This is a genomic window from Mycobacterium sp., assembly GCF_044370595.1.
Classification (GTDB): Bacteria; Actinomycetota; Actinomycetes; order Mycobacteriales; family Mycobacteriaceae; genus Mycobacterium.
The window spans coordinates 1-25,846 of record NZ_JBILVF010000019.1; the positions used below are offsets into that span (position 1 = coordinate 1).

The 25,846-nt window shown below is 68.0% G+C and carries 22 protein-coding genes, 2 tRNA genes and 2 pseudogenes; 10 read left to right on the forward strand and 16 right to left on the reverse strand.

Annotated features, from left to right (window positions below):
• Positions 1–217: 217 nt before the first annotated feature.
• A complete protein-coding gene (locus ADBZ5N_RS04640) occupies positions 218–1,750 on the forward strand; it encodes a hypothetical protein (RefSeq protein ID WP_526256318.1) in 1,533 nt (510 codons plus the stop codon).
• 107 nt (positions 1,751–1,857) lie between these two features.
• Here ADBZ5N_RS04640 and ADBZ5N_RS04645 read toward each other — a convergent pair whose 3' ends face one another.
• From ADBZ5N_RS04645 to fakA, 3 genes are read right to left on the reverse strand one after another with little or no spacing between them, the layout of a single operon-like run.
• The gene (locus ADBZ5N_RS04645) at positions 1,858–2,562 is read right to left on the reverse strand and encodes a GmrSD restriction endonuclease domain-containing protein (protein ID WP_526256319.1); all 705 of its coding nucleotides are present in this window, start codon (positions 2,560–2,562) and stop codon (positions 1,858–1,860) included.
• Positions 2,559–4,796 carry an ATP-dependent DNA helicase RecG gene (recG, locus tag ADBZ5N_RS04650; RefSeq protein ID WP_526256320.1) on the reverse strand — a complete coding sequence of 746 codons (2,238 nt, stop codon included), beginning with the start codon at positions 4,794–4,796 and terminating at the stop codon, positions 2,559–2,561. The genes ADBZ5N_RS04645 and recG overlap by 4 nt, the downstream gene beginning before the upstream one ends.
• A complete protein-coding gene (gene fakA / locus ADBZ5N_RS04655) occupies positions 4,796–6,439 on the reverse strand; it encodes a fatty acid kinase ATP-binding subunit FakA (protein WP_526256321.1) in 1,644 nt (547 codons plus the stop codon). Before fakA ends, recG begins: the two co-directional genes overlap by 1 nt.
• Positions 6,440–6,649: 210 nt before the next feature.
• Here fakA and rpmB point away from each other — a divergent pair, with 210 nt between their 5' ends.
• Positions 6,650–6,844, forward strand: a complete 195-nt coding sequence (gene rpmB, locus ADBZ5N_RS04660; RefSeq protein ID WP_313674516.1) for a 50S ribosomal protein L28 — start codon at positions 6,650–6,652, stop codon at positions 6,842–6,844.
• Positions 6,845–6,853: 9 nt separating this feature from the next.
• Here rpmB and ADBZ5N_RS04665 read toward each other — a convergent pair whose 3' ends face one another.
• On the reverse strand, positions 6,854–7,537 hold the full coding sequence (locus tag ADBZ5N_RS04665; protein ID WP_526256322.1) for a uracil-DNA glycosylase: 684 nt from the start codon (positions 7,535–7,537) through the stop codon (positions 6,854–6,856).
• Between the two features lie 145 nt (positions 7,538–7,682).
• Here ADBZ5N_RS04665 and ADBZ5N_RS04670 point away from each other — a divergent pair, with 145 nt between their 5' ends.
• The gene (locus ADBZ5N_RS04670) at positions 7,683–9,155 is read left to right on the forward strand and encodes a condensation domain-containing protein (RefSeq protein WP_526256323.1); all 1,473 of its coding nucleotides are present in this window, start codon (positions 7,683–7,685) and stop codon (positions 9,153–9,155) included.
• The gene (locus ADBZ5N_RS04675; protein WP_526256324.1) at positions 9,152–9,943 is read left to right on the forward strand and encodes an amidohydrolase family protein; all 792 of its coding nucleotides are present in this window, start codon (positions 9,152–9,154) and stop codon (positions 9,941–9,943) included. Before ADBZ5N_RS04670 ends, ADBZ5N_RS04675 begins: the two co-directional genes overlap by 4 nt.
• Here the strand turns inward: ADBZ5N_RS04675 and ADBZ5N_RS04680 are convergent.
• Entirely contained in the window at positions 9,934–10,914 is a 981-nt protein-coding gene (locus ADBZ5N_RS04680; RefSeq protein ID WP_526256325.1) for a thiamine-phosphate kinase, read from the reverse strand. The genes ADBZ5N_RS04675 and ADBZ5N_RS04680 overlap by 10 nt on opposite strands.
• 80 nt (positions 10,915–10,994) lie before the next feature.
• Between ADBZ5N_RS04680 and ADBZ5N_RS04685 the strand changes: the two genes are divergently transcribed.
• Positions 10,995–11,582 carry a DUF3515 family protein gene (locus ADBZ5N_RS04685; protein ID WP_526256349.1) on the forward strand — a complete coding sequence of 196 codons (588 nt, stop codon included), beginning with the start codon at positions 10,995–10,997 and terminating at the stop codon, positions 11,580–11,582.
• A gap of 1 nt (position 11,583) precedes the next feature.
• On the opposite strand, the gene ADBZ5N_RS04690 is transcribed toward ADBZ5N_RS04685, so the two are convergent.
• Genes ADBZ5N_RS04690 through ADBZ5N_RS04700 form a run of 3 tightly spaced genes read right to left on the reverse strand, consistent with a single transcriptional unit; the run spans position 11,584 to position 14,828 of the window.
• The gene (locus ADBZ5N_RS04690; RefSeq protein ID WP_526256326.1) at positions 11,584–12,651 is read right to left on the reverse strand and encodes a D-alanine--D-alanine ligase family protein; all 1,068 of its coding nucleotides are present in this window, start codon (positions 12,649–12,651) and stop codon (positions 11,584–11,586) included.
• A 50-nt stretch (positions 12,652–12,701) separates the two neighbouring features.
• Entirely contained in the window at positions 12,702–13,808 is a 1,107-nt protein-coding gene (locus ADBZ5N_RS04695; RefSeq protein WP_526256327.1) for a cystathionine gamma-lyase, read from the reverse strand.
• Between the two features lie 9 nt (positions 13,809–13,817).
• The gene (locus ADBZ5N_RS04700; protein WP_526256328.1) at positions 13,818–14,828 is read right to left on the reverse strand and encodes an NAD(P)H-dependent glycerol-3-phosphate dehydrogenase; all 1,011 of its coding nucleotides are present in this window, start codon (positions 14,826–14,828) and stop codon (positions 13,818–13,820) included.
• A 68-nt stretch (positions 14,829–14,896) separates the two neighbouring features.
• On the opposite strand from ADBZ5N_RS04700, the gene cofC reads away from it, so the two are divergent.
• From cofC to mutT1, 3 genes are all read left to right on the forward strand, one after another.
• The gene (gene cofC, locus ADBZ5N_RS04705) at positions 14,897–15,541 is read left to right on the forward strand and encodes a 2-phospho-L-lactate guanylyltransferase (protein ID WP_526256329.1); all 645 of its coding nucleotides are present in this window, start codon (positions 14,897–14,899) and stop codon (positions 15,539–15,541) included.
• Positions 15,542–15,602: 61 nt separating this feature from the next.
• On the forward strand, positions 15,603–17,768 hold the full coding sequence (locus ADBZ5N_RS04710; RefSeq protein WP_526256330.1) for an RNA degradosome polyphosphate kinase: 2,166 nt from the start codon (positions 15,603–15,605) through the stop codon (positions 17,766–17,768).
• Positions 17,769–17,778: 10 nt separating this feature from the next.
• On the forward strand, positions 17,779–18,723 hold the full coding sequence (mutT1, locus tag ADBZ5N_RS04715) for an 8-oxo-(d)GTP phosphatase MutT1 (protein WP_526256331.1): 945 nt from the start codon (positions 17,779–17,781) through the stop codon (positions 18,721–18,723).
• A gap of 88 nt (positions 18,724–18,811) precedes the next feature.
• On the opposite strand, the pseudogene ADBZ5N_RS04720 reads toward mutT1, so the two are convergent.
• The 4 genes and pseudogenes from ADBZ5N_RS04720 to leuC all read right to left on the reverse strand — a co-directional run.
• A pseudogene (locus ADBZ5N_RS04720) lies at positions 18,812–19,162 on the reverse strand (histone H1-like repetitive region-containing protein); the annotation flags it as partial.
• 63 nt (positions 19,163–19,225) lie between these two features.
• A pseudogene (locus ADBZ5N_RS04725) lies at positions 19,226–19,480 on the reverse strand (HU family DNA-binding protein); the annotation flags it as partial.
• Positions 19,481–19,688: 208 nt separating this feature from the next.
• Positions 19,689–20,285, reverse strand: coding sequence for a 3-isopropylmalate dehydratase small subunit (gene leuD / locus ADBZ5N_RS04730; RefSeq protein WP_526256332.1), 597 nt, complete (start codon positions 20,283–20,285; stop codon positions 19,689–19,691).
• Between the two features lie 21 nt (positions 20,286–20,306).
• Positions 20,307–21,737: a 3-isopropylmalate dehydratase large subunit gene (leuC, locus tag ADBZ5N_RS04735; RefSeq protein WP_526256333.1), complete on the reverse strand. Its 1,431-nt coding sequence runs from the start codon at positions 21,735–21,737 to the stop codon at positions 20,307–20,309.
• Between the two features lie 73 nt (positions 21,738–21,810).
• Between leuC and ADBZ5N_RS04740 the strand changes: the two genes are divergently transcribed.
• Together ADBZ5N_RS04740 and ADBZ5N_RS04745 are read left to right on the forward strand one after the other, a co-directional pair.
• Positions 21,811–22,512, forward strand: a complete 702-nt coding sequence (locus ADBZ5N_RS04740; RefSeq protein ID WP_526256334.1) for an IclR family transcriptional regulator — start codon at positions 21,811–21,813, stop codon at positions 22,510–22,512.
• A gap of 103 nt (positions 22,513–22,615) precedes the next feature.
• On the forward strand, positions 22,616–23,116 hold the full coding sequence (locus ADBZ5N_RS04745; protein ID WP_526256335.1) for a pyridoxamine 5'-phosphate oxidase family protein: 501 nt from the start codon (positions 22,616–22,618) through the stop codon (positions 23,114–23,116).
• Positions 23,117–23,194: 78 nt separating this feature from the next.
• Here ADBZ5N_RS04745 and ADBZ5N_RS04750 read toward each other — a convergent pair.
• The 4 genes from ADBZ5N_RS04750 to ADBZ5N_RS04765 all read right to left on the reverse strand — a co-directional run bounded on the left by ADBZ5N_RS04750 (position 23,195) and on the right by ADBZ5N_RS04765 (position 25,767).
• Positions 23,195–23,267: transfer RNA gene (locus ADBZ5N_RS04750), tRNA-Glu, on the reverse strand.
• A gap of 98 nt (positions 23,268–23,365) precedes the next feature.
• Positions 23,366–23,440: transfer RNA gene (locus ADBZ5N_RS04755), tRNA-Gln, on the reverse strand.
• A gap of 63 nt (positions 23,441–23,503) precedes the next feature.
• Positions 23,504–24,991: a glutamate--tRNA ligase gene (gene gltX / locus ADBZ5N_RS04760; protein WP_526256336.1), complete on the reverse strand. Its 1,488-nt coding sequence runs from the start codon at positions 24,989–24,991 to the stop codon at positions 23,504–23,506.
• Positions 24,988–25,767 (reverse strand): fumarylacetoacetate hydrolase family protein, encoded by a 780-nt coding sequence (locus ADBZ5N_RS04765; RefSeq protein ID WP_526256337.1) that lies wholly within the window; start codon positions 25,765–25,767, stop codon positions 24,988–24,990. Before ADBZ5N_RS04765 ends, gltX begins: the two co-directional genes overlap by 4 nt.
• Between the last annotated feature and the right edge of the window lie 79 nt (positions 25,768–25,846).

The window sequence follows — 25,846 nt, forward strand, 5'->3', positions numbered from 1 at the left end:
TCACAGCGCGGCGGTCAGCTGGAAACAGCTGGCCGCCGCGTTGCGTTTGCCCCACGATGGTGACTAGCAGCTCCGTGTCACACCCCGGTTTGCGTGCGGCCACAGGGTCTGCTCAGAAAATATTTTCCGGCAAATCAGCGAAGTCCGGGATTTCGGACAATCTTTCCGCTAAACGTCAGCGGCGTTCAGGTAAATCACAGGGAGGACCTCGAAGGCCATGTATGTCACAGCTCGCTCTTATCTCACCGCGGGAATCGCCGCGCTCGGCGTCGGCGCCCTCGCGCTCAGCCCGGTACAGCCCATACCCAATCCGATCACGGCAGCACCCGAGCGTGTCGTCAGCGACATGGCGGTCGGTCTCGCAGCCGCGGTCGACCCGATCCAGGCATTGGTCAACCTGTTCGAGACGAGTGCCGCCAACATCGAGATCCTCGGCAAGTTCAACGAACAGAATCCCTTTCCGCTGCTGCAGACCATCGGCGCCAACATCGCCACCTACTTCGAAGAGTTGACCAACGGCAACGCCGGCCTGATCCCCGAGCAGATCTGGAACAACCTCCAGACGTTTTTCCAGGCGCCCTGGGATCCAGGAAACGCCGTTACTTTGCCCGTGCTGTGGGATCCCCCGAAGGAAGTTCTGGTAGCCACCGGCGAATACCTTTCCAACACGCAGCCTCCCACCCCAGCGAGCAGCGATCCCGATACGGACGCGGAGAGTCCCTTTGGAACCAACCTTCTCTTTCTCCAACTCATCGCGGGCTCAACCAGCCAAGAACCCGATACCCCAGAAAAATTAGCCCTCGCGGAGTTTCTTATAAACGACCTCGCTCCCCTGTTGCAGATTCTGAACACCCCTGCCACCGGACAGATTGTCAGTTGGCTCGGCCCGCTGATCTCCCCGGTGGTGGCGTTGACCAACAGTTTCACCGCTATCGGTCAGTACTTCCAGGAAGGCAAGATCCTGGATGCTTTCTACGAGTTCGTCAACATCCCAACGAATATGACCAATGCCTTCCTCAACGGTGCGGGCCTTTTAGACCTGACCCCGGTCCTCGGGCAGTTCTTCAACATCCCGGCTGGTATTCAACTCGGGTTCAATCTGGGTGGCCTCCTCAACGCCATGCCCCAGGACGGGTCATTGAAGGTCAACCCCGAAGACCCGCAGCCCGACCGCCCCACGGTGTGGGCGGGTGGTACGGGGCTTGACTCGCTGTCCGTGAGCTGCGGCTCTGACGGCAGTGGCCAACTGTGCGATTTCCTCACGGGCCAACCACCGGCGGGCCTGACAAACGGCCTGTTCGGGGCCGGGATCGGCCTGGGTCAGTTCCTGGCTGAGAAGTTGCTGATCACCCCGCCGACCGCCGCCGCTGAACCCGCAGCTGTTGCGGAGGCTGCGCCGGAGACCACGGCATCGGCACCGGCCGAGGCACCCGCCGAGGATGCCGCACCGGCCGTGGCCGAGGCACCCGCCGAGGAGGCCGCACCGGCTGTGGCGGACGCCCCAGCTCCGGTGGAGGTGTCGGCGCCGGCCGTCGACGAGGTCGCCGAGGAGATCGCCCCGGCCGTCGTTGACGAGGTGGCCGAGGAGGTCGCTCCGGCTGTCGTCGACATCCCCGAGGTGGAGGCAGCGCCTGCTGGAGTTGCCGACGATCCGGCGCCGAAGCCGGCGGCCGGTGAGGCGTCCGACGACGCCGGCGACACCGGTTCCCGCGCGACGGATTCCCGTCGCGGGGCATCCGACGCCGACTGAATTCGCTAGACCAGGAGCGCGGCGGTCAGCTGGTACTCAGCTGGCCGCCGCGTTCTTCGCGTTAGCAGGGCCCCGGTGTGCCCGCAATTAATCGTTGCGGGTCGCGGTCAGCTGCTCGGGCAGCTGGCCGCCGCGTCCTGCAGTCGCCGGGCGGAGGCCTCATCCACCGGTAGCCGGTAGCCGCGCAGCACCTCGGTGAAGGCCACCGCGTACTGGCACCAGAACGCCGTATTGGACGGCATCCACTCCCCCGGCGGCAGATCACCCTTGTCCTGGTTGGCTTTTCCCGCCACCGCCAGCAGATTGGCCGGGTCGTTGGCGAAACGTTTGCGCATCTGCTCGGTCCAGTCCCGGGCTCCCATGTCCCAGGCAAAGGCCAGGGGCACGAGATGGTCGATCTGCACCGAAGCCCCGATCTGGTTGCCGCGCACGAACGAAACCGTCTCGTTGGTGTACGGGTCGCGCAGGGTGCCACTGGCGACAGCGTGGGCGCAGCGCTTGGTGGTGACATAGGTCTTGTCCACCAGGTCTCGGTGCAGGATGTCGTTGCGGGTATCGCACTGGTTGCCCCCGCCCGGCGCGCCGTTGTCGTCATCCCAGGCATCGCCGAACGCCGAGCGCCGGTAGTCGTAACCGCGGACACGTTGCGGCACCACGGTGATCCCGGCCAGCACGTCGGCACCGGCCTGAACTCTCGGTGCCGTCGCGCGGGCCTCGGAGCCTCGGTGACCGGCGTCGGTGAGTGCCTGCGCGGCGACCAGCACGGCCACCAGGGCGACCGCAGCCAGCCACAGCAGAGTGCGCCGACTCACGCCTTGTCCAGGTAGTCGATGCGGTCGGAGTCGGTGAATTGGTCGGCCAGAACGGCCATTCCGGCGTTGCCGGGGTCGACGGCGTACACCGACTCGCAGATCTCGCGGGCCGCCTCGATCACCTCGCGGTGCTCGGCCAGCGACAGGAACCGCAGGGTGATCGGGCGACCGGACTGGCTTCGCCCCAACACGTCGCCTTCACGGCGCTCCTGCAGATCGAGGTCGGCCAGCGCGAAGCCGTCCTGGGTGGCCGCGACGGCCTCGAGGCGCTCACCCGCCTTGGACGCCTGCGGCAACCGGGTGGCCAGCAGACACAAACTCGGATGAGAACCCCGGCCCACGCGGCCGCGCAGTTGATGCAACTGGCTGATCCCGAACCGGTCGGCGTCCATCACCACCATCATCGTCGCGTTGGGCACGTCCACCCCGACCTCGATGACGGTGGTGCACACCAGCACGTCGATCTCCCCCGCCCGGAAGGCCGCCATCGCCGCGTCCTTCTCCTCGGCGGACAACCGTCCGTGCATCAGACCCAGCAGCAGCCCGGCCAGCGGCCCGGTTCGTAATTGCTCATACAACGTGACGACGGGAATCGGCGGCGGTCCGTTCCCGCCGGCCGCCTCCGCTGCGTCGGTCGTGTCGTCGGTCTTGTCGGTGTCGTCGATGCGGGAGGCCACCACGTAGGCCTGCCGGCCTTCGGCGACCTCCTCGCGGATTCGCTGCCAGGCCCGATCGAGCCACTGGGGTTTCTCGGTGACGAAGATCGTGGTGGTGGTGATGGGCTGGCGGCCGCGGGGAAGCTCGCGCAGTGTGGAGGTCTCCAGGTCGCCGTAGACGGTCAGCGCGACGGTGCGAGGTATCGGGGTGGCGGTCATCACCAGCAGGTGCGGGGTGAGACCATCGGGGGCCTTGGCGCGCAGGCGGTCTCGCTGTTCGACACCGAAGCGGTGCTGCTCATCGACGACCACCATGCCCAACCGCTGGAATTCGACGGCGTCCTGCAGCAGCGCGTGGGTGCCGATCACGATGCCCGCCGCCCCGGCGGCCACCTCGTCGCGGACCTGACGTTTCTGGGCCGGAGACAACGACCCGGTGAGCAGCGCCACCCGGGTGCCGTGCTCGGCCCCGCCCAACTGGCCGGCCATCGCCAACGGCCCCAGCACATCGCGGATCGAGCGGGCATGTTGGGCGGCAAGGACTTCGGTGGGAGCCAGCAGCGCGCACTGGTAGCCGGCGTCGACCATCTGCAGCATCGCCAGCACCGAGACGATCGTCTTGCCCGAGCCCACCTCTCCCTGCAGCAGCCGGTGCATGGGTTTGGTGGCGGCCAGTTCGTCGGTGATGACATCAAGCACCTCGCGTTGGCCCGCGGTCAGCTCGAAGGGCAGGCGCTGCGCCAGTGCGCCGCGAAGGCCGTCGCCGCGGGATGGGGCCGGCGGGCCGGAATCGGCCAGGGCACCGTTTCGACGCTGGACCAGCGCCCACTGCAGGCCGACGGCCTCGTCGACGGTGAGCCGTTGGCGGGCCCGTTCCCGATCGGCCTCCTTCTCGGCCATGTGGATATCGCGCAGCGCGGTGTCCTCACTGACCAGATCCCACTGCCGCACAAAGCTTTCCGGCAGCGGCTCCGGGACCGGATCGAGGACGTTGAGTACCTGGCGCACGCAGGAGTAGATATCCCAGCTCTGCAGCTTCGCGCTGGCCGGATAGATCGGGAAGTAGTCCCGCTCGAAGGCCGACATATCGAAGTCGCCGTCCTGACCGGCGGTGGTGGCGATGGTCTTCAGCGACTTACTGCCACCCAGGCGGCCCGAGGGTGAGTTCAGGATCAGGTACGCCGGGTGGGTCAGTTGCATGGTGGACCTGTAGTAGCCGACCTCCCCGGACAGCATCAGCCGGGTGCCCTCCACCAACTGCTTCTTGAGGAATTTGGCGTTGAAGAACGTGGCGGTGACTTTCGGGCGGCGGTTGCGCAGGGTGATGACGAGGTATTCGCGGCGAGGCTGACGGTTGGTCCAGCGCACGTCGGCCTTCTCGATCTCACCGACGAAGGTGATGTGCTCCCCCTCCTCCGGCGGGGCGTCGTCCTCCCCGCGCACCGTCATGCCCTCGCTGTACTTGCGCGGGTAGTGCCGCAGCAGGTCGTCGACGGTCTGCATATCGAACACCTCGGCAAGGCGCCCGGCGGCCTTGGCGCCCAGCACGGCATCGAGGCGGTCACCCAGCGATACCACTACTCCACCCCGATGAGTAGAACGTCGCCGCGGTGGCCGGTGCGGTAACTGCTGAACTCGGTGCCGGGGTGCCGGCGGCGCACATGGTCGGCGAGCCGGTCGGTGACGGCGTCGCCACCCGGATCGGCGCCGGCGCCGAGCAGCAGGGTCACCAGTTCCCCACCGGAGCCCAGCAGCAGGTCGATCAGACGCGCGGCGGCCGCGACGGGGTCGGGGTCGACCACCACCACCTCCTCACCGGAGATTCCCAGGCCGTCGCCGGGCAGGCAGGCCCCCGCCCAGGTGAGCGCCTGTTCGGTGGCGATCCGCACCGAGCCGTGCCGGCAGCCCGCCGCGGCCTGGGCCATGGTGTAGCCGTCATCGACGGCTTGCCGGACCGGGTCGTGGACGGCCAGGGCGGCCAGGCCCTGCACCATCGACCCGCACGGCAGCGGCACCACGTCGATGCCCCAGCCGATCGCGGCGGTGCAGCCGGCCACCAGATCCTCCGCGGCGACGTAGCCGTTGGGCAACACCATCACCTGGGCGGCGCCGGTGTCGACCAGGGCCCGCAGCAGCTGGTCGGCGCTCAGGCCGTCGGCCGGGTCGACCAGTTCGGTGTCCGGCCGCGCCACGCACGCCCCCTCACCGGCGAACAGTTTCTCGGCGCCGTCGCCGTCGATGATCGCCAGCACCGCGCGTTGGCGGGCCCAGCCGCCCGGGGCCAGCCGCCCGGTGGACAGCGCGGAGATCCGGATACGGCTCAGCGCCCCGGCTGCCATCCCGGCTTCGATCGCCGCCCCGGCGTCGTCGGTGTGGACGTGCACGGACTGCCGGCCGTCGGCGGCCGGCGCCAGGGCCACCGAGTCGCCCAACTCCTCCAGCTCGGTCCGCAGCCGGCCCAACGCGTCGGGGTGGCAGCCGCCCAGCAGGTACATGACCTCGAACTGGGGGGTTGGGGCGGCGCTGACGTCGGCGGAAGCAGCGGGGCTGGCCGGCAGATAGCTGCGGCGGGAGGGGGCGTGTCCGACGACGGTGGCGGTCAGCGCGTCCAGCAGGACCAGCAACCCGAGCCCGCCGGCGTCCACCACTCCGGCCTCGGCCAGCACCGGCAGTTGTTCGGGGGTGCGGTCCAGTGCCTGGGCCGCGGCTTCTGCGGCGCCGGTCAAGGCGGCCGACAGCCCGGCACCCTCATCGGCGCTGCGCTCGACCGCGGCCGCGGCGGCCTGCAGCACCGAGACCACGGTGCCGGCCACCACCTGCCCGCCCATCGCGGCGACCACCAGCGCAACCGCATGGCGCAGCGCCGCGGCCAGCAGGGCGACGTCGACATCGGCGATGTCGCGGTCCCGGGCTGCCTCGACTGTCACCTCGGCCAGCGCCCGCAGGATCTGGGACAGGATCACCCCGGAGTTGCCCCGCGCTCCGGTCAACGACCCCCGCGCCAGGGCCGCGGCCACCGCGGTGACGTCGCCGGTCCGGGCCGCCGGGTCGGCTTCGGCCAGGCCGGCACGCATGGTGAACAGCATGTTGGTGCCGGTGTCGGCGTCGGCGACCGGGAACACGTTGAGCCGGTTGATCTCGTCGGTGTGGCTGATCAGGGCGTTGACGCAGGTGTGCGCCCACTCCCGCAGGGCGGTCGCGTCCAGCCGCCGCTCGGCCATCGGCACCTCCGATCTCAACCCTGGCGCAAGCCTAGCCAGGACCTGCGACGGATCCGGTCGATGCGCGCGGGGGCCATTTTGGTGTGGGGCCCATTTTGGTGTTCGGTTCACCGCGCCGGTATTCTGAACAGCCGGGTCACCCACGTTGCGTCCACGCCAATCCGCCGAACCGCTCCTGACCCCACCGAATAAGACTTGAGGAGTTCTGACATGGCTGCCGTCTGCGATATCTGCGGGAAAGGCCCCGGGTTCGGCAAGTCGGTGTCGCACTCGCACCGCCGGACCAACCGCCGGTGGAATCCGAACATTCAGACCGTTCACGCCGTGACCCGCCCCGGCGGCAACAAGCAACGCGTCAATGCCTGCACCTCCTGCCTGAAGGCCGGCAAGGTCGTCCGCGGCTGAGCCGTCGGCTCAGGGGAGGCGCCAATCCACCGGTTCGGCGCCCATCCCGACCAGCAGTTCGTTGGCCCGGCTAAACGGCCGGGATCCGAAAAATCCCCGACTCGCCGACAGCGGCGACGGATGCGCCGACTCGATGGACACACAATGGTCGGCCTGCAGCATCGGCGTGAGCGTCGCTGCGTCGCGGCCCCACAGGATCGCCACCATCGGCTGCTCGCGGGCCACCAGGGCCCGGATGGCGCATTCGGTCACCGCTTCCCAGCCCTTACCCCGGTGGGACGCCGGGTTTGCGGGGCGGACGGTGAGGACCCGGTTGAGCAGCATCACCCCGCGCTGCGCCCAGGTGGTCAGGTCACCATTGGCCGGTTCCGGGTAGCCCAGGTCAGCCCGGTATTCGGTGAAGATGTTGGCCAGACTGCGAGGTAGCGGCCGCACATCCGGCGCCACCGAGAAGCTCAGGCCGACGGCATGACCCGGCGTGGGGTAGGGATCCTGGCCGACGATCAGCACACGGACCGCCTCGAACGGAAACCCGAAAGCCCGCAACACATTCGGCCCGGCCGGCAGGTAGCGATGCCCCGCCGCCAGTTCGGCGCGCAGGAAATCACCCATCCGCCCGACGTCGTCGGCGACCGGGGCCAGTGCTTGCGCCCAGCCGTCGTCGACGAGTTCGGTGAGGGGCCGGGCGGTCACGGAGGGTCAACTTACAAGGCCACGGCGGTCTGTCCCCCGGTCGGGGGACAGCGGGGTCCACCGCTGAACGGTTCCGCGGGTGGACAGCACCGACGCCGCCCGGGCGGCAGAGTGACAGACCAGACGACGAAACTGACAGCAGGGAGTGCGCATCGTGACCGAACTCGGCCCGATCGAGTCATGGAATCCCGGGACGGGCCCGGTAACCGTCTGGACCGCCTCGGCGTGGAGTCGCGGCCAGATGCGCACCGCGCGCAAGGACCCGCTGCCTCCGAGTGCCCAGCAGGCCCAGCACCTCATGCTCGCGCACTACGCCGCCGGCATCGGCCGTGAACTGCCGCGGCTGATGATCGTCAGCTGGTATGAGGAGGGTATCTGCGACCTCACCGCGATGACCGAGGCGATCAACATCCACGTGCGTCGCCACGACACCTATCGCAGCGCCTTTGAGATCGACGATCACAACACCGTGCAGCGCCGCACCCTCGACACCCCCGATGGCGTCGAATTCATCCCCACCGCAGCGGGATTCATGACGAACAAACAGATCCGGGCCCACGCCCTGAGCTCGACACCGGCGACGCTGGACTGGGATTGCTTCACCTTCGGGATGATCCAGCACGCCGACCACTTCACCGTCTACGCCAGCATCGACCACCTGCACATCGACGGCACGTCGGCCGGGCTGATCTTTGGCGACATCCACCTGAGCTATCGGGCCCTGGTGCACGGCCTGCCCAATCCGTTGCCGCCGATCAGCGGCTACCGGCGCTACACCGCCCGCCAGCAGGCGCGGATCGCCGCGGCGACGCCCGACTCCCCACAGATCACCGGTTGGCTGGACTTCGCGCGGAACGGCGACTGGCCGGGATTCCCGCTGCCCCTGGGAGATACCGCTGGAGAAGTCTCAGGGACCAGCCGGGGCGGCTGGGTCACCCTTGACCTGCTCGACGCCGAGGCCACCGACGCCTTCGACACCGCCTGCCGAGCCGCAGGAGCCCGGTTCAGCGGCGGGGTGATGGCCTGCGCGGCGCTGGCCGAGCATGAACTGACCGGCACCACGACCTACCGCGGACTGACCCCGTCGGACACCCGAGCCGGTGCGGCCGAGGCGCTCAGCGTGGGCTGGTACGCCAGCCTGTTCCCGGTCACAGTGCCGATCGGCGACGGCGACTTCTCCGCCGCGGCCCGGGCCGCTCAGGACTCCTTCGACGCCAACCGGGCGCTGGCAGCGATGCCGTTCCACCGCGCTCTGGAACTCGCCCCGGCCGGCCAGGCCTCAGGGTGTCAGGCCGGGCTGCCGCCAATGATGTTGTCCTACCAGGACTTCCGCAAGATTCCCGCCGCCGGGCGGTGGGAGGACACCCGCTTCGGCACCTTCGGCGACAACATCTCACTCGGCGGGATCAACCTGTGGGTCAACCGGCATCCGGACCGGACGACCGTGACGGTCTCGTTCCCCGACAACCCTACGGCCCGACATTCGGTGCACCGCTACCTCGCCGCACTCAGCCGCGCGTTCGCCGGAGCCGCCGAGATCGCCGCCGACTGGGTCACTGAACTCATCGACCGCGTCACCACCAGCACCCGATGCGCGGTCTGTGCGGGATCCCGGTGAGGGCGCCGACCCGCGTCTTCGACGCCCACCTGCACATCATCGACCCCCGATTCCCGCTCCAGGAGAACGACGGCTACTCACCGCCGCAGTTCACCGTCACCGACTACCGCAACCGAGTCGCCGGCTTGGGTTTCGACGGCGGGGGTTTCGTTGGTGGGGCTGTGGTGTCGGGTTCATTCCAGGGTTTCGATCAGAGCTATCTGCGCGCGGCGCTCACCGCGCTGGGCCCGACGTTCGTCGGCGTGACCCAGATCCCGGCCGAGACCACCGACGAACAGATCGCGCGCCTCGACGCCGACGGAGTGCGGGCGGTGAGGTTCAACATCCGCCGCGGTGGCTCTGCCGGTGTGGCCGACCTGGACCGCCTGGCGCGGCGGGTCTACGACATCGCCGGTTGGCATAGCGAGTTCTACATCGACTCGCGGGACTTGGCCCCGCTGCACGCGACACTGGCAACACTGCCGGCGATCAGCATCGACCACCTCGGCCTGAGCGCCGAGGGACTACCCGACCTGCTCGGTCTGGTGGAGTGCGGCGCCTACGTCAAAGCCAGCGGCTTCGGGCGGGTCGACCTCGACCCGGCCGAGGCGATGGCCCGAATCCTCGACGTCAATCCCGGGGCGCTCGTCTTCGGAACGGACCTGCCCTCCACCCGCGCACCCCGGCCGTTCATCGACGCCGATCTGACCACTCTCGGTGCGCTGATCGGCCCACAACACCTGGATAATGTGTTGTGGCACAACGCCGTAGCGTTGTATAGGCCCGCAGCGGGCGGCGTTCAGTCGTAGGACTGCCACCCCGGCCGGCCGACCCAACGCCGCCCGTCGAGCAGGACCGCCGGCCCGCCGGGGAGAACCGAACCGATCACCCGCCACCCGTGCGGCGGGTAGTCCGGGAAGCACGCCACCAGGGCGTGATCCTCACCACCGCCGAGAACCAGCGACCACGGATCCACTCCGGCCGCATCGGCAGCGGCCGCCACCGCGTCGACGTCGGCGCGCAGCGTCGCAGCACGCAGGTCCATCAGCACACCGGAGGCCTCCGCCAGGTGACCCAGGTCGGCGAGCAGTCCGTCGGAGACATCGGTCATCGCCTGGGCACCGGCTTCGGCGGCGGCCCGACCCTGTCCGTACGGCGGCCGGGGCACCCGGTGACAGGAACGCAGATCCTCGAATTCGTCACCGGTCACGCCGATGGTGTTGCGCAACAACGCAAGCCCCGCCGCCGAACGGCCGAGTTCACCGGCGACGGCGATCACCGAACCGGGATGCGCACCGTTGCGCGGCACCGGTTCGCGGCCCTCCAAGTCGCCCAGCGCGGTGACCGACACCACCCACTGCGGGCTGGACACGAGGTCGCCGCCGACGATGCCGGCGCCGAATCGGGCCGCCTCCGACCACATGCCGTCAGCCAGTTCGGCCGCCTTCGCCGCCGAGGTGTCCGGCGGCGCCCCGAAGGCGACGACCAATCCGGTGACCCGGGCCCCCATCGACTCGATGTCGGCGGCGTTCTGCGCGACGGCTTTTCGGCCCACCTCGTGGGGGGTGGACCAGTCCAGCCGGAAGTGGCTGCCCTCCACCAGCATGTCGGTGCTGACCGCGACCCGGCGGTCCGGGGCGTGCAGGACGGCGGCGTCATCGCCGGGACCCACCACCACCTCGGCGGACTGCCGGCGGCCGCGGACCAACCGGTCGATGAGGCCGAACTCACCCACCTCGCGCAGGCTGGGGTCGGACGGGCCGCCCGCCGCGTCGGTCACGACTTGCTGCCTCCCTCGCCGGGCTGTCCCTGGGGTACCTTGAGCACGTCAGTCTAGGGCCAACCGGCGAGGTGAGCGACGTGCAGGGCGGTGCGGATCGGGCCCCGGAAGAGGCCCCTGCCGTCGATCCCGACGGACCGCCGCGGGCCCTGATCATCGCCGCCTTGCTGTTGGCCGTGGTGGCCATCGGCGCAGTCCTGGCGGTGGCGGCCACCCGGCGCACCCCGCCCGGGCCGGTCGTCATCGCCGCGGTGCCGGCGCCCGCGGCCGGAGCACCCGAATGCCGGTCGCTGCTGGCCACCCTCCCCGACGGCCTCGGCGACTACCGCCGCGCCGAGACCGCCGAACCGACCCCGCCGGGGACCGCCGCGTGGCGCCCGGGAGATGACCGCGCTGAGCTTTCCGGATCCGACCCGGTCATCATGCGCTGCGGGCTGGACCGACCCGCCGAGTTCGTGGTGGGCGCGCCCATCCAGATGGTCAACGACGTGCAGTGGTTCCGCCTCGAGGACCCCGAGTCGCGGCGCAGCACCTGGCTGTGTGTGGACCGGCCGGTGTACGTGGCGTTGACGCTGCCCGACGGGTCCGGGCCGACACCGATCCAGACGCTGTCCGACGTGATCGAGCGGACCATGCCGGCAATCCCGATCCGGCCCGGCAGGCCCTGATTCAGCGCAGCCCGGTACCGCGGGCCAATGCGGTGTCGACCATGGTTCCGACCAGGGTTTGGTAATCCACTCCGCTGGCACCCCACATCCGCGGGTACATCGAGATGGTGGTGAACCCGGGCATGGTGTTGATCTCGTTGATCACCGGCCCGTCCTCGGTGAGGAAGAAGTCCACCCGCGCCAGCCCCTGGCAGTCCAGGGCTGTGAAGGTCCGGATCGCCAAGTCCTGCAACACCTTTTCGGTAGCGTCGTCGACGTTGGCGGGAACGTCGAGTTCGGCGGCGTCATCGAGGTACTTGGTCTCGAAGTCATAGAAGCCGTCATCGCGGCCGGCCGCCCCGGCGACTCGGATCTCGCCGATCGTGCTGGCGCGTACCGCCCCGTCCGGGAACTCCAGGACCCCGCACTCCAGTTCGCGGCCGTTGACGGCAGCCTCGATGATCACCTTTGGGTCGTGTCGGCGGGCCTCGGCGATCGCCGCGGCCAGCCCGGCCGGCCCGGTGACCCGGCTGACCCCGATCGAGGAGCCACCGCGGGCGGGTTTGACGAACAGGGGGAAGCCCAGACGGGCGATCTCTTCGGCGGCGGGCTCGCTGCGGGCGGGACGCAGAACCAGGTAGTCGCCGATCGGCAGCCCCGCGGCGGCCATCAGTTTCTTGGCGAACTCCTTGTCCATGCCCGCGGCGCTGGCCAGCACACCGGCCCCGACGTAGGGCAGACCGGCCAGTTCCAGCAGACCCTGGATGGTGCCGTCTTCACCATAGGGACCGTGCAGGATCGGGAAGACCACGTCCACCCCGGCCAGGATCTCCCCCACGCCGTCCAGTGGCGCGGTGGACTGACCGCGGACCTCGGGCAGTTTCCCATCGGCGATGGCCAGATCGTCGGGGTCGTCGTCGGCGACCACCCAGGAACCGTCCCGGGCGATACCGACCGGCACCACCTCGAAACGCTCCGGATCCAGATTGCGCAGGATGCTGCCCGCCGAGACACAGGAGATCGCGTGCTCGGAGCTACGGCCGCCGTAGACGACGGCGACACGGATACGGGAGCCCGGGCGGGGAGTCACAAGCTAGAGAGGCTACAGCCAATCCCCCAGGGTGCACTGCCGAGCCGCTGTTAGGACTGCAGCGCGGCCAGGACGTCGGCCACCACGTCGTCGGTGTCCTCGATGCCGGCCGAGATGCGCGCGAAGCCGTCCGGTACCGGGTCACCCCAGCGCGCCCGGCGATCCACCGAAGTGTGCAAACCGCCGAAACTGGTCGCCGCCACCAGCAACTCACTGCGGCGCACCAGATCGTGCACCGCCTCGGCGTCGGCGAGTTCGACCGACAGCAGTCCGCCGAAGCGGCGCATCTGGGTCACCGCAACCGGGTAGGACGGATCATCGGGCAGCCCCGGATAGCGCACCCCGCGCACCGCGGGGTGACCGTGCAGGGCGGTGGCCAACGCCAGCGCATTCTGGCACTGGCGGTCAAACCGCAGCCCGAAGCTTCCGATGCTGCGCAGCAGCATCCACGACTCCATGGCACCCAGAATCGGCCCGGCCAGCAGCCGTTCCCGTTCGATCGCCTGCATCAACTCCGGCTGGCTGCCGGCGACGTAACCGGCCACCAGATCGCTGTGGCCGGCCAGGGATTTGGTGGCGCTGGCCACCACCAGATCCGCTCCCATCGACAGCGGCTGTTGACCGAGCGGGGTTGCGGTGGTGTTGTCCACCACCAGACGGGCGCCGCGGCGGCGGCAGATCCCCGCCAGGCGATGCAGGTCGACGACATCCAAAGCGGGATTCGTCGGAGTCTCGGCCAACACCACATCGGCATCCTCGGCGGCTGCGCACAGCTCCGACGCCGTCGCTTCGCGAACCGTAATACCTCCTGCTGCAAGACTTTCCCGGGCATAGCGGCGCACCTGGTAATACCCGTCGGCCGGTACCACCAGAACCGCCCCGGGCCTGGCCAGCACCCGCAGCGTGGCGGTGATCGCGGCCATGCCGGAGCCGAAAGCAAGTGCCGTGGTGGCCTCCTCCAACTGGGCCAGTGCCGCCTCCAGATGGCCCCAGACCGGGTTGGAATAGCGTCCGTAGACGTGCGCCTCGCTGCCTTCGTCGGCCGAGAGGTGGAACGCCGACGCCGGAACCGGGGCGTGCGCGACCGGCTGACCGGCGATCGCCTCGGAGTCGGCCGCCTTGACGGTGCGGGTTGAATCGCCGTAGCGCTGGCTCATGCTTGTCTACTACTCCGGTTTGGTGCTGCGGCCCAGCAGCAGCATGACAGCTTCGTCGACCGATAGTCCCTTGTGGCACACCCGGTACACCGCTTCGGTGAGTGGCATCTCGACGTCGTAGCTCGATGCCAGTGCCAGGATCGCCGAGCAGGAGGTGACCCCCTCGGCGACGTGGCCGTGGCCGGCGCGCTCGGCTTGTGCCAGTGTGTTGCCGCGGCCGAGGCGCTCCCCGAAGGTGCGGTTGCGGGAATGCGCCGACGTGCAGGTGGCGACCAGGTCACCGACCCCGGCCAAACCGGCCAGTGTTGTGATGCTGGCGCCCAACGCAATTCCCAGCCGCATGATCTCGGCCAGCCCGCGGGTGATGATCGCCGCGGCGGTGTTCTCGCCCAGCCCGACGCCGGCGGCCATTCCGCAGGCCAGCGCGATCACGTTCTTGCACGCCCCGCCGATCTCGGTGCCCACCACGTCGGAGTTGGTGTAGGGCCGCAAGTAGCCGGTGTTCAACGCACGCTGCAACGCCACCGCGCGGCCGGAGTCCTGGCAGGCCACCACGGTGGCCGCCGGCTGCTCATCGGCGATCTCATCGGCGAGGTTGGGCCCGGACACCACCGCGATCTGCCCGGAATCGCAGCCGGTGACCGCGACGATCACCTGGCTCATCCGCATGCATGTACTCAACTCGATGCCCTTGGCCAGACTCACCAGGGTCGCATCGGCGGCCAGATGGGGCCGCCAGGACTCCAGGTTGGCGCGCAGCGTCTGGGAGGGGACACCGAGGAGCACGGTGGTGACCCCGTCGAGGGCCTCCGCCGGGTCGGTGGTGGCCCTGATCCGTGTCGGCAGGGTGATCCCGGGCAGGTAGCGATCGTTGCTGTGCGCGGTGTTGACCTCGTCGGCCACCGCCGCACCGCGCGCCCACAGCCGGACGTCCGTACCGGCGTCGGCCAGCACCTTGGCCATCGCGGTCCCCCACGCGCCGGCGCCCATCACGGTCGCGGTCCCCAGCGTCATCGTCATGCGCTCCTGTCTGCACCACATTCCCCGGCCGGCTGCCCCCCAACCTAATCACGAGGGCCGCTGGCAGGATGGCGGCCGTGGGCGTCGGTCTGATCATCGCGGTCAAGCGCCTCGACGCCGCCAAGAGTCGGCTCGCGGAGCTGTTCGGCGGCGATGCACGCGAACGTGTGGTGCTCGCGATGCTGGTGGACACCATCACCGCAGCTGGGTCCGTGCCGGCGGTCGAATCCATCACAGTGGTGACACCCGATCCGGTGGTCGCGGCCGCTGCGACCGGCCTGGGTGCCGCGGTCCTGGCCGACCCGACCCCGGCCGGCCACCACGACCCGCTCAACAATGCCATCCTGGCGGCCTGCGGCACAGCCTCAGCTATCACACCGAATATCGTTGTGCTGCAGGGTGATTTGCCCGCGATACAGTCCGGGGAACTCAGCGATGCGCTCGTGGCTGCGCAGCGACACCCGCGCAGCTTCGTCGCCGACCGGCACGGCACCGGCACCGCGGCACTGTTCGCCTTCGGGGTTCCGCCGCAACCTCGTTTCGGTGCCGATTCGGCACGGCGGCACCGCGAGTCCGGCGCAATCGAACTCACCGGCGGCTGGCCGGGCCTGCGGTGTGACATTGACACTCCCGCGGACCTCGCCGCGGCCCGTCTGCTGGGCGTCGGCGCGGCTACGGCGGCCGCCACCGGGGTGACCCCGCCCGCCGGTTAACGGTTGAGGGCGATTCCTGCCAGCCGACCACGACAGGCCGCAGATGAGAGATGATTGCCCCATGACCGAGGCCCACACCCATCCCCCGGCAGCCCCTCCCCCGGCAACGGATGGCACCCGCCCGACCCACGACGCCACCGCAGGCGCACCTCCGGCAGCGACCCCGGCGCCGGTGGACAACCCATTGCCGGTGGACCGGTACCTCAACCGGGAACTGAGTTGGCTGGACTTCAACAACAGGGTCCTCACCCTGGCGGCCGACACCTCACTGCCGTTGCTGGAACGCGCCAAGTTCCTGGCGATCTTCGCCTCCAACCTCGACGAGTTCTACATGGTGCGGGTCGCCGGTCTCAAACGCCGCGACGAGATGCGGTTGTCGGTGCGCTCGGCCGACGGGCTCTCCCCGCGCGAACAACTCCGGTTGATCGGTGAACGCACCCAGCAACTGGCGATCCGCCACGCCCAGGTCTTCCTGCAGTCGGTGCGCCCGGCGCTGGCTAAAGAAGGCATCCAGATCGTGAGTTGGTCCGACCTCACCGACGCCGAGCGCAGCGAGTTGTCGGTCTACTTCTCCGAGCAGGTGTTCCCGGTACTGACTCCGCTGGCCGTCGACCCGGCACACCCGTTCCCGTTCGTCAGCGGACTGAGCCTGAATCTGGCCGTCGCCGTTCGCTCCCCCGGTGACGGCGCCGAACGTTTCGCCCGCGTCAAGGTCCCCGACAACGTCGACCGGTTCGTCCGCCTTAAGGACACCGACCCCGACGTCAAGACCGCGCGGTTCCTGCCGATGGAGGATTTCATCGCAGCCTTTCTCCCGGTGCTGTTCCCCGGCATGGAAATCGTCGAACAACACGCCTTCCGGATCACCCGTAACGCCGACATGGACGTCGAGGACCGCGACGAGGATCTGCTGCAGGCCCTCGAACGGGAACTGGCGCGGCGTCGGTTCGGACCGCCGGTGCGCCTTGAGGTTTCCGACGATATGTCCGAACACATGCTCGGTCTTCTGCTGCGGGAACTCGACGTGCACCCCGGCGACGTGGTGCAGGTGCCGGGTCTGCTGGATCTGTCGGCTCTCTGGCAGGTGTACGCAGTCGACCGGCCGACGCTCAAGGATCCCCCGTTCGTGCCGGCCACCCACCCCGCATTCGGCGAGACCGGAAAGAGCATCTTCGCCACCTTGCGCGACGGTGACGTGCTGGTGCACCATCCCTATCAATCGTTTTCAACCAGCGTGCAACGCTTCGTCGAGCAGGCTGCCGCCGATCCGGATGTGCTGGCCATCAAGCAGACGCTGTACCGCACCTCCGGTGACTCCCCGATCGTCAACGCGTTGATCGAGGCTGCCGACGCCGGTAAGCAGGTGGTGGCACTGGTGGAACTGAAGGCACGGTTCGACGAGCAGGCCAACATCAAGTGGGCCCGGGCGCTGGAAGACGCGGGCGTGCACGTGGTGTACGGCCTTGTGGGCTTGAAAACGCACTGCAAGACCTGCCTAGTGGTGCGCCGCGAGGGCTCCACGATCCGGCGCTACTGCCACGTCGGTACCGGCAACTACAACCCGAAAACCGCACGCCTCTACGAAGATGTGGGTCTGCTGACCGCGGCGCCGGACATCGGTGCCGACCTCACCGATCTGTTCAACTCGCTGACCGGCTACTCGCGAAAGCTCAGCTACCGCAACCTGTTGGTGGCCCCGCACGGGGTCCGCACCGGCATCCTCGAACGCATCAAACGGGAGGTCGCCGCACACGAGAAGACCGGCAACGGCCGAATCCGTATCAAGGCCAACGCCATCGTCGACGAACAGGTCATCGACGGCCTGTACCGGGCATCACAGGCCGGGGTGCGCGTCGAGGTTGTGGTCCGCGGGATCTGCGCCTTGAAGCCGGGGGTCGAGGGGTTCTCGGAGAACGTCGCGGTGCGTTCCATCCTCGGCCAGTTCCTCGAGCATTCCCGGGTGATGCATTTCCGCGCTATCGACGAGTTCTGGATCGGCAGCGCCGACATGATGCACCGCAACCTCGACCGCCGGGTGGAGGTGATGGCGCAGGTCAAGGACCGTCGGTTGACCGCTGAACTCGATGGGGTCTTCGAGTCGGCTATGCACCCCTCGACGCGATGCTGGGAACTGGGATCGGACGGCACCTGGACTGCGGCCCCCAAGGACGGTCATCAGGTCCGCGATCATCAGGTATGGCTGATGGAACAGCACCGGCAGGGCTGAGCGAAACGCCATGGCTCAGAACAAGACATCGAGCAAGAAGACGGCTGCGACCAGTCCGGTGTCGGTTCTGGCGGCCGGGGCTGTGCTGTGGCGGCCCGCTGAGCATTCGGGAGCACCGGAAGTCGCGGTGATCCACCGGCCCCGCTACAACGACTGGTCATTGCCGAAAGGCAAGGTCGACCCGGGCGAGACTGAGCCGGTGGCGGCGGCCCGCGAGATCCTCGAGGAGACCGGACAGCACGCGCAGTTGGGTCGACGGCTGGGCCGGATCAAGTATCCGATTCCGGTCGGCACCAAGGTGGTCCACTACTGGGCCGCCCGCGCCCTAGGCGGCGAATTCACACCCAGCAGCGAAGTCGACGAGTTGCAGTGGCTTCCGGTCGCCGATGCCGCCAAACGATTGAGCTATCCGCATGATCGCAAGGTGCTCGGACGGTTCGTCAAGAAACCCGCCGACACCCAGACGGTCCTGATCATTCGGCACGGCACAGCCGGCCGCAAAGCCCGCTATCACGGCGACGACCGCAAACGGCCGTTGGACCGCAAGGGCCGGGCGCAGGCGAAATCGCTGGTGCCCCAACTGCAGGCGTTCGGTGCCGACGTCGTCTATGCCGCCGACCGGACCCGCTGCGTTCAGACCGTCGAACCGTTGGCCCTGACATTGGATGTGCCCATCACCGCTGAGTCGGCGCTCACTGAAGAGGCTTATGCCGAAAATCCGGAGGCCGCCCACAAGCGGGTGCTGGAGATCGCCGGACTGGGCGGGACACCGGCGATCTGCTCGCAGGGCAAGGTCATTCCCTACCTGATCGAGTGGTGGTGCCAGCGCGACGGTGTAAAGCCGGACAAATCCCGGAATCGCAAGGGCAGCACCTGGGTGCTGACCGTCGCGCAGGGCCGGCTCATCGCCGCCGATCACATGCCCAGTCCGCTGGCCGCGACACCGAAATCCTAGCCGTCGAGCCCGAAACGGCGAATACGCCGCGAACCCTTCAGGGTCCGCGGCGTATTCGCGAAGAAGACCGAGCTTAGCGGCGACCGCGCTTGGCGGGAGCCTTGCGAGCCGGAGCCTTCTTGGCCGGAGCCTTCTTGGCCGGAGCCTTCTTGGCGACGACCTTCTTGGCGACGACCTTCTTAACGACAGCCTTCTTGACGACCTTCTTGGCAACGGCCTTGCGAGCCGGAGCCTTCTTGGCCGGAGCCTTCTTGGCCGGAGCCTTCTTCACGACCTTCTTGACGGCGACCTTCTTGACCACCTTCTTGGCCGGTGCCTTCTTGGCCGGCGCCTTCTTGACGGCGACCTTCTTGACGACCTTCTTGACAGCAGCTTTCTTGGCGGGAGCCTTCTTTGCGACAGCTTTCTTCACAGCAGCCTTCCTCACTGCGCCGCCCACGGCGCCTCTTTTGACAGCGGGTCCTTCGGCCGGGAGTTTTTGGGCACCAGAAACAATTGCCTTGAATTGCGCTCCGGGACGGAACGCGGGAACAGAGGTGGGCTTGACCCGCACCGTCTCGCCGGTACGCGGGTTGCGCGCCACGCGTGCCGCACGACGCCGACGCTCGAAAACGCCGAAGCCGGTGATGGTCACGCTGTCACCCTTTTGCACAGCGCGGACGATGGCGTCGATCAAATGCTCCACGGCGTCGTTCGCGTGGCGACGATCGGTGCCCAACTTCCCCGTGAGAACTTCGATCAACTCTGCTTTGTTCATTCAAATCCTCCGAAACAGTGGTCCGCCCTGGACCGACTGGAGGATACGCTAAACCCTGAAAGCGCAGATATCCATGCGCCACGCGTAATTTCAGCAAAATGTTGCCGGGGGCGCGTCAAACCGGTTGCAGCCCTTCAGGGCTGATTCCAGACTGATACGGCACGCTTCGGCCCTGCGCCGAGCACAGAATTTCGGGCTTGCCGATGCCTCAGGAGGCCGCCTGGATACGCGGCTTCCAGGCGGGCCGGGCGGACTCGAAAGCCTCGATTTCAGACTGTTTCCGCAGCGTAAGACCGATATCGTCGAGTCCTTCGAGTAACCGCCAGGCGGTGTAGTCGTCAATAGTGAACGGCACCACCGTCGTTGCCGCGGCGATGGTCCGATCCTCAAGGTTGACAGTGATTTCCAGCCCGGGATGCTGTTCGATCAGCTTCCAGAGCAGTTCAACATCGTCCTGGCCGACTTCAGCGGCCAACAACCCCGCTTTCCCGGCGTTGCCGCGAAAAATGTCGGCGAAGCGTGACGAGATGACCACTCGGAAGCCGTGGTCCATCAATGCCCACACCGCATGCTCGCGCGAGGAGCCGGTTCCGAAATCGGCTCCGGCCACCAACACCGAACCCCGGTCGAAGGGGTTCTGATTGAGGATGAAGGACGGATCGGTACGCCACGCCGCGAACAATCCATCTTCGAAACCGGTTCGGGAGACTCGTTTGAGGTACTCAGCGGGGATGATCTGATCGGTGTCGACGTTGGACCGGCGCAGCGGTACGCCGATCCCGGTGTGGGAGTGAAACGCTTCCATATCTGGGCTTTCCCTTCGAGTTCAGTGCAGGTCGGCGGGCGACGAAAGAGTGCCGCGCACCGCGGTCGCGGCGGCGACAGCCGGGGAGACCAGATGCGTTCGGCCGCCCTTGCCCTGCCTGCCTTCGAAATTGCGGTTGGACGTCGAGGCGCAACGCTCCCCGGACGCCAACTGGTCAGGGTTCATCCCAAGGCACATCGAGCAGCCGGCGAGCCGCCACTCGGCGCCGGCCGCGGTGAAAACCTCACCGAGACCTTCGGCTTGCGCCTGGGCGCGGACCTTCATCGAGCCCGGAACGATCAGCATGCGGACTCCCTCGGCGACATGGCGGCCGCGCAGCACATCGGCCACCACACGCAGATCCTCGATCCGCCCATTGGTGCACGATCCGACGAATACCGCGTCCACGGCGATGTCACGCATCGGCATACCGGGCCGAAGGTCCATGTAGGCCAACGCCTTCTCAGCGGACTGCCGTTCGGCGTCGCTGCTCATCAACTCCGGGTCGGGCACCGCTTCGGACAGCGGGACACCCTGACCCGGGTTAGTGCCCCAGGTGACGAACGGGCTCAGCGTCGTGGCGTCGATGTAGACCTCGGTATCGAATTGCGCACCCGGATCGGTGCGCAACTGCTCCCAGGCGACAACCGCCTGGTCCCACTCGTCTCCGGTGGGTGCGTAAGGCCGGCCGCGGAGGAACTCGTAGGTGGTCTGGTCCGGCGCGACCATCCCGGCTCGCGCTCCGGCTTCAATGCTCATGTTGCAGATCGTCATCCGGGCTTCCATGGACAGCGACTCGATGGTGCTGCCGCGGTATTCGATGACGTGGCCCTGACCGCCACCGGTACCGATCTTGGCGATCACCGCCAGGATGACGTCCTTGGCTGTCACGCCGTGCGGCAGCGGGCCGTCGACGTTGACCGCCATCGTCTTGAACGGACGCAACGGCAGCGTCTGGGTGGCCAGCACGTGTTCCACCTCGGAGGTGCCGATACCCATGGCCAGTGCCCCGAAGGCCCCGTGCGTGGAGGTGTGACTGTCACCGCAGACGATCGTCATACCGGGCTGAGTGAGACCCAGTTGCGGGCCCACCACGTGCACGATGCCCTGTTCCGGATCGCCCATCGGGTGCAGGCGGACACCGAACTCCGCGCAGTTGCGCCGCAGCGTCTCCACCTGGGTGCGTGAGACCGGGTCGGCGATCGGCTTGTCGATGTCCATAGTCGGCACATTGTGATCCTCGGTGGCCAGTGTCAGATCCGGCCGGTGCACCGGCCGCCCGGCCAGGCGCAGACCATCGAAGGCCTGCGGACTGGTCACCTCGTGGATCAGGTGCAGGTCGATGTAGATCAAATCGGGTTCGCGGGCCGCACCGGTTCCGGTCCCGGTGACGACGACGTGGTCGGCCCATACCTTCTCCGCGAGGGTCCGGGGCTGGTCGGTGTTCGCCATCAGCAGCTCATCTCGTTAATCGCACGGCATCGATCGCCGCGAATCCCACATTGTGGGATTACAGTATCTCGATATGGGACAGGATAGCGGCATCGGCGTGCTCGACAAAGCCGTGGGGGTACTGCACGCGGTTGCCGAGACCCCCTGCGGGCTCACCGAGTTGTGTGCACGAACCGGCCTGCCCCGGGCCACCGCGCATCGGCTGGCCGCCGGCCTGGAGACCCATCGACTGCTGGCCCGCGACGCGGCGGGGCGCTGGCGGCTCGGGCCGGCGCTGAGCGAATTGTCCGCCGCGGTGGGTGACCCGTTGATCGCCGTCGGCGCCGCAGTGCTGCCGGGGCTGCGGGAGATCACCGGCGAGAGCGTGCAGCTGTACCGGCGGGAAGGCAGCACGCGGGTGTGTGTGGCAGCGCTGGAACCGCCTGCGGGCCTTCGCGATACCGTGCCCGTCGGGGCGCGGCTGCCGATGACGGCCGGTTCGGCCGCCCGGGTGCTGCTGGCCTTTGCCGACGATGCCACCCAGCAGGCGTTGCTGCCTGAGGCGGCGTTCACCGAGCGAACGCTCGCCGAGGTCCGCCGGCGCGGTTGGGCGCAGAGCGCAGCCGAGCGCGAACCCGGGGTGGCCAGCGTGTCGGCGCCGGTCCGCGACCGGACCGGTGCGGTGGTCGCCGCGGTCTCGGTCTCCGGGCCGATCGACCGAATGGGCCGCCGTCCCGGCGAGCGATGGGCGGCAGATCTGCTTGCCGCCGCGGAGGATCTGACCCGACGGCTGTAGCCCGGGTGCGTCAGCGTCAACGATTCTGCGTCAGGATCGCCCAACGGCGCGAAAACGCGATCAGGACGCAGAATCGGTGTCCCGAACTGCCACACTGACCGCCATGGGAAGAAACCAGCGCAGCCAGATCGTGATGAGCGAGGCCGAGATCACCGACTTCGTCGCCCGAAGCCGCACCGGCACCATGGCCACCGTCGGGCCGCAGGGCCAGCCCCACCTGGTGGCGATGTGGTACGCCGTCGTCGACGGCGAGATCTGGCTGGAGACGAAGGCCAAGTCCCAGAAGGTGGTCAACCTGCGCCGCAATCCCCGGGTGAGTTTCATGATCGAGGCCGGCATGACCTACGACTCCCTGGCCGGGGTGTCCTTCGAGGGGGTGGCTGAAATCCACGACGACCCCGACACCATCTTCAAAGTCGGCGTGAGTGTGTGGGAACGTTACAACGGGCCCTACACCGACGATCTCAAGCCCGCCGTCGACATGATGATGAGCAAGCGCGTCGCGGTGCGCCTCGTCGCTGACCGGGTGCGGTCCTGGGATCACAACAAGCTGGGGTTGCCGCCGATGCCGGTGGCCGGGTCCACAGCACCCGCACCGTCCTGAATCGGCGAGCAGACGCAAACTCGCACGGACACGCCGTCGAAGGAAGGAGTTTGTGTCTGCTCGTGCGACGAAAGCGAGTACCCCCGATGGGATTCGAACCCACGCTACCGCCGTGAGAGGGCGGCGTCCTAGGCCGCTAGACGACGGGGGCTAGAACGTCAGACAGCATAGCCGAACGGGTAGAGGCGACATAATTGCCAACGCGGGCTGAGCCACGCCGGCAGACCGGTTTCGACCACGGCGGCGGATTGGCTGGGGTACCAGGACTCGAACCTAGAATGGCTGAACCAGAATCAGCTGTGTTGCCAATTACACCATACCCCATTGGAGCCCATAACAGCTGGTCAGAACCAACTATTCCGGGCCCGCGACGAGCGCCTGAGCAGACTACCAAAGATTGTGCGACGCTCCGTCGCGGGCCTCCCGCAGTCGCCGCATACTGCGTTCGCGGCCCAGCAGTTCCATCGACTCGTACAACGGCGGTGAGACCGTCGCGCCGGTCACCGCAACCCGGATGGGGCCGAAGGCCTTGCGCGGCTTGAGTCCCAGTCCGTCGATCAGAGCCGCCTTGAGCGCCTCCTCGATCGAGGCGGCGGTCCACTCGGTCAGGCCGTCGAGGGCGCCGACGGCGGAGTCCAGCACCGCCACCGCATCGCCGGTGAGTTCTTTGGCCCCGGCCTTCGGGTCGACCGCATAGCTGTCATCGTTGAGGAACTTCAACAACTCCCAGCCATCGGAGAGGACCACGACGCGGGTCTGGACCAACTCGGCGGCGGCGGCGAACCCGACGTCATCCAGTCCGGTGTCATGGCCGTGCGCGGCGAAGAACGCCTGCAGACGCCGGGCGAACTCAGCGGGCTCAAGCCGTCGGATGTGCTCAGCGTTGATCGCGTCGGCCTTCTTCTGATCGAACCGGGCCGGGTTGGAGTTGACGTCGATGACGTCGAAGGCGGCGACCATCTCGTCCAGGGTGAACACGTCGCGGTCCTCGGCGATGCCCCATCCCAGCAGGGCGAGGTAGTTCAACAGACCCTCGGGGATGAATCCGCGGTCGCGGTGCAGGAACAGATCCGACTGCGGATCACGTTTGGACAGTTTCTTGGTGCCCTCACCGAGAACCGTTGGCAGATGAGCGAATTGCGGGACACGCTCCCCCACGCCGATGCGGATCAGCGCGCGGTGCAGGGCGATCTGCCGGGGAGTCGAGGGCAGCAGATCCTCACCGCGCAGCACGTGGGTGATCTTCATCAGCGCGTCGTCGACCGGGTTGACCAGTGTGTACAGCGGATCTCCACTGGCGCGGGTCAGCGCGAAATCGGGCACTGTGCCGGCCGCGAACGTGGTCTCACCGCGCACCAGGTCGCCCCAGCTGATGTCCTCGTCGGGCATCCGCAGCCGCAGCACCGGTTTGCGGCCCTCGGCGTCGTAGGACGCACGCTGATCGGCGGTGAGGTCACGGTCGAAGTTGTCGTAACCGAGTTTGGGGTTGCGGCCGGCGGCCAGGTGCCGGGCTTCGACCTCTTCGGGGGTGGAGTAGGCCGGGTAGGCCTCACCGGCGTCGACCAGCCGGTCGATCACCTCGCGGTAGAGGTCCCCGCGCTGGGACTGTCGATACGGTGCATGCGGCCCACCGACTTCCGGACCCTCGTCCCAGTCCAGGCCCAGCCAGCGCAGCGCCTCCAGGATCGCGTTGTAGCTCTCCTCGGAGTCCCGCGCGGCATCGGTATCCTCGATCCGGAACACGAACGTGCCGCCGGTGTGACGGGCGTAGGCCCAGTTGAACAACGCGGTGCGGACCAGACCGACGTGCGGGGTCCCGGTCGGTGACGGGCAAAACCGCACGCGCACAGCCGGACCGACGTTCGCTGCTGTCATTTCGCGCCTTTCCGGACGACGGGGTTGGTCAGGGTTCCGATGCCCTCGATGCTGACACTGACGGTGTCGCCGTCCTCAATCGGCCCGACACCCTCGGGTGTCCCGGTGAGGATCAGATCCCCGGGAAGCAGGGTCATCACCGCCGACATCCACTCGATGATTGCGCCGATGTCGTGGATCATCAGCGAGGTCCGACTACGTTGGCGCACTTGCCCGTTGACCTCGGTACGGATCTCCAGATCGGAAGGGTCCAGGTCGGTGACGATCCACGGCCCGACCGGGCAGAAGGTGTCGTGGCCCTTGGCGCGCATCCACTGACCGTCGGCCTTCTGCTGATCGCGGGCCGAAACGTCGTTGGCGATGGTGTAGCCCAGGATGACCTCGGCGGCGCGGGCAGCCGCGACGTCTTTGCAGGGCCGGCCGATCACCGCGGCCAATTCGCCCTCGTGGTGAACCGGAGATGCGTTGGCGGGCAGTTGGATCGGCACACCCGGTCCGATGATGGCGGTGTTGGGCTTGAGGAAGATCACCGGATCCTCCGGGGCCTCACCGCCCATCTCCTCGATGTGGGCGGCGTAGTTCTTGCCCATGCAGACCACCTTGCTGGCCAGGATGGGCGCCAGCAGGCGCACCTCGCGCAGCGGCCAGGACCGTCCGGTGAAGGTGGGTGTGCCGAACGGATGCTCGGCGATCTCCCGGGCGATTTCATCCTCCGGCGGACCCTCGATGCTGACGAAGGCCACCCCGTCAGGGCTGGCGATACGACCCAGGCGCATTCGTGACAGCGTAATGAGCGTGGACACCGCGTCGGTCAGTGCCCACCCCCCGCTAGCCTGGGAGCAGGAGTACCAACCG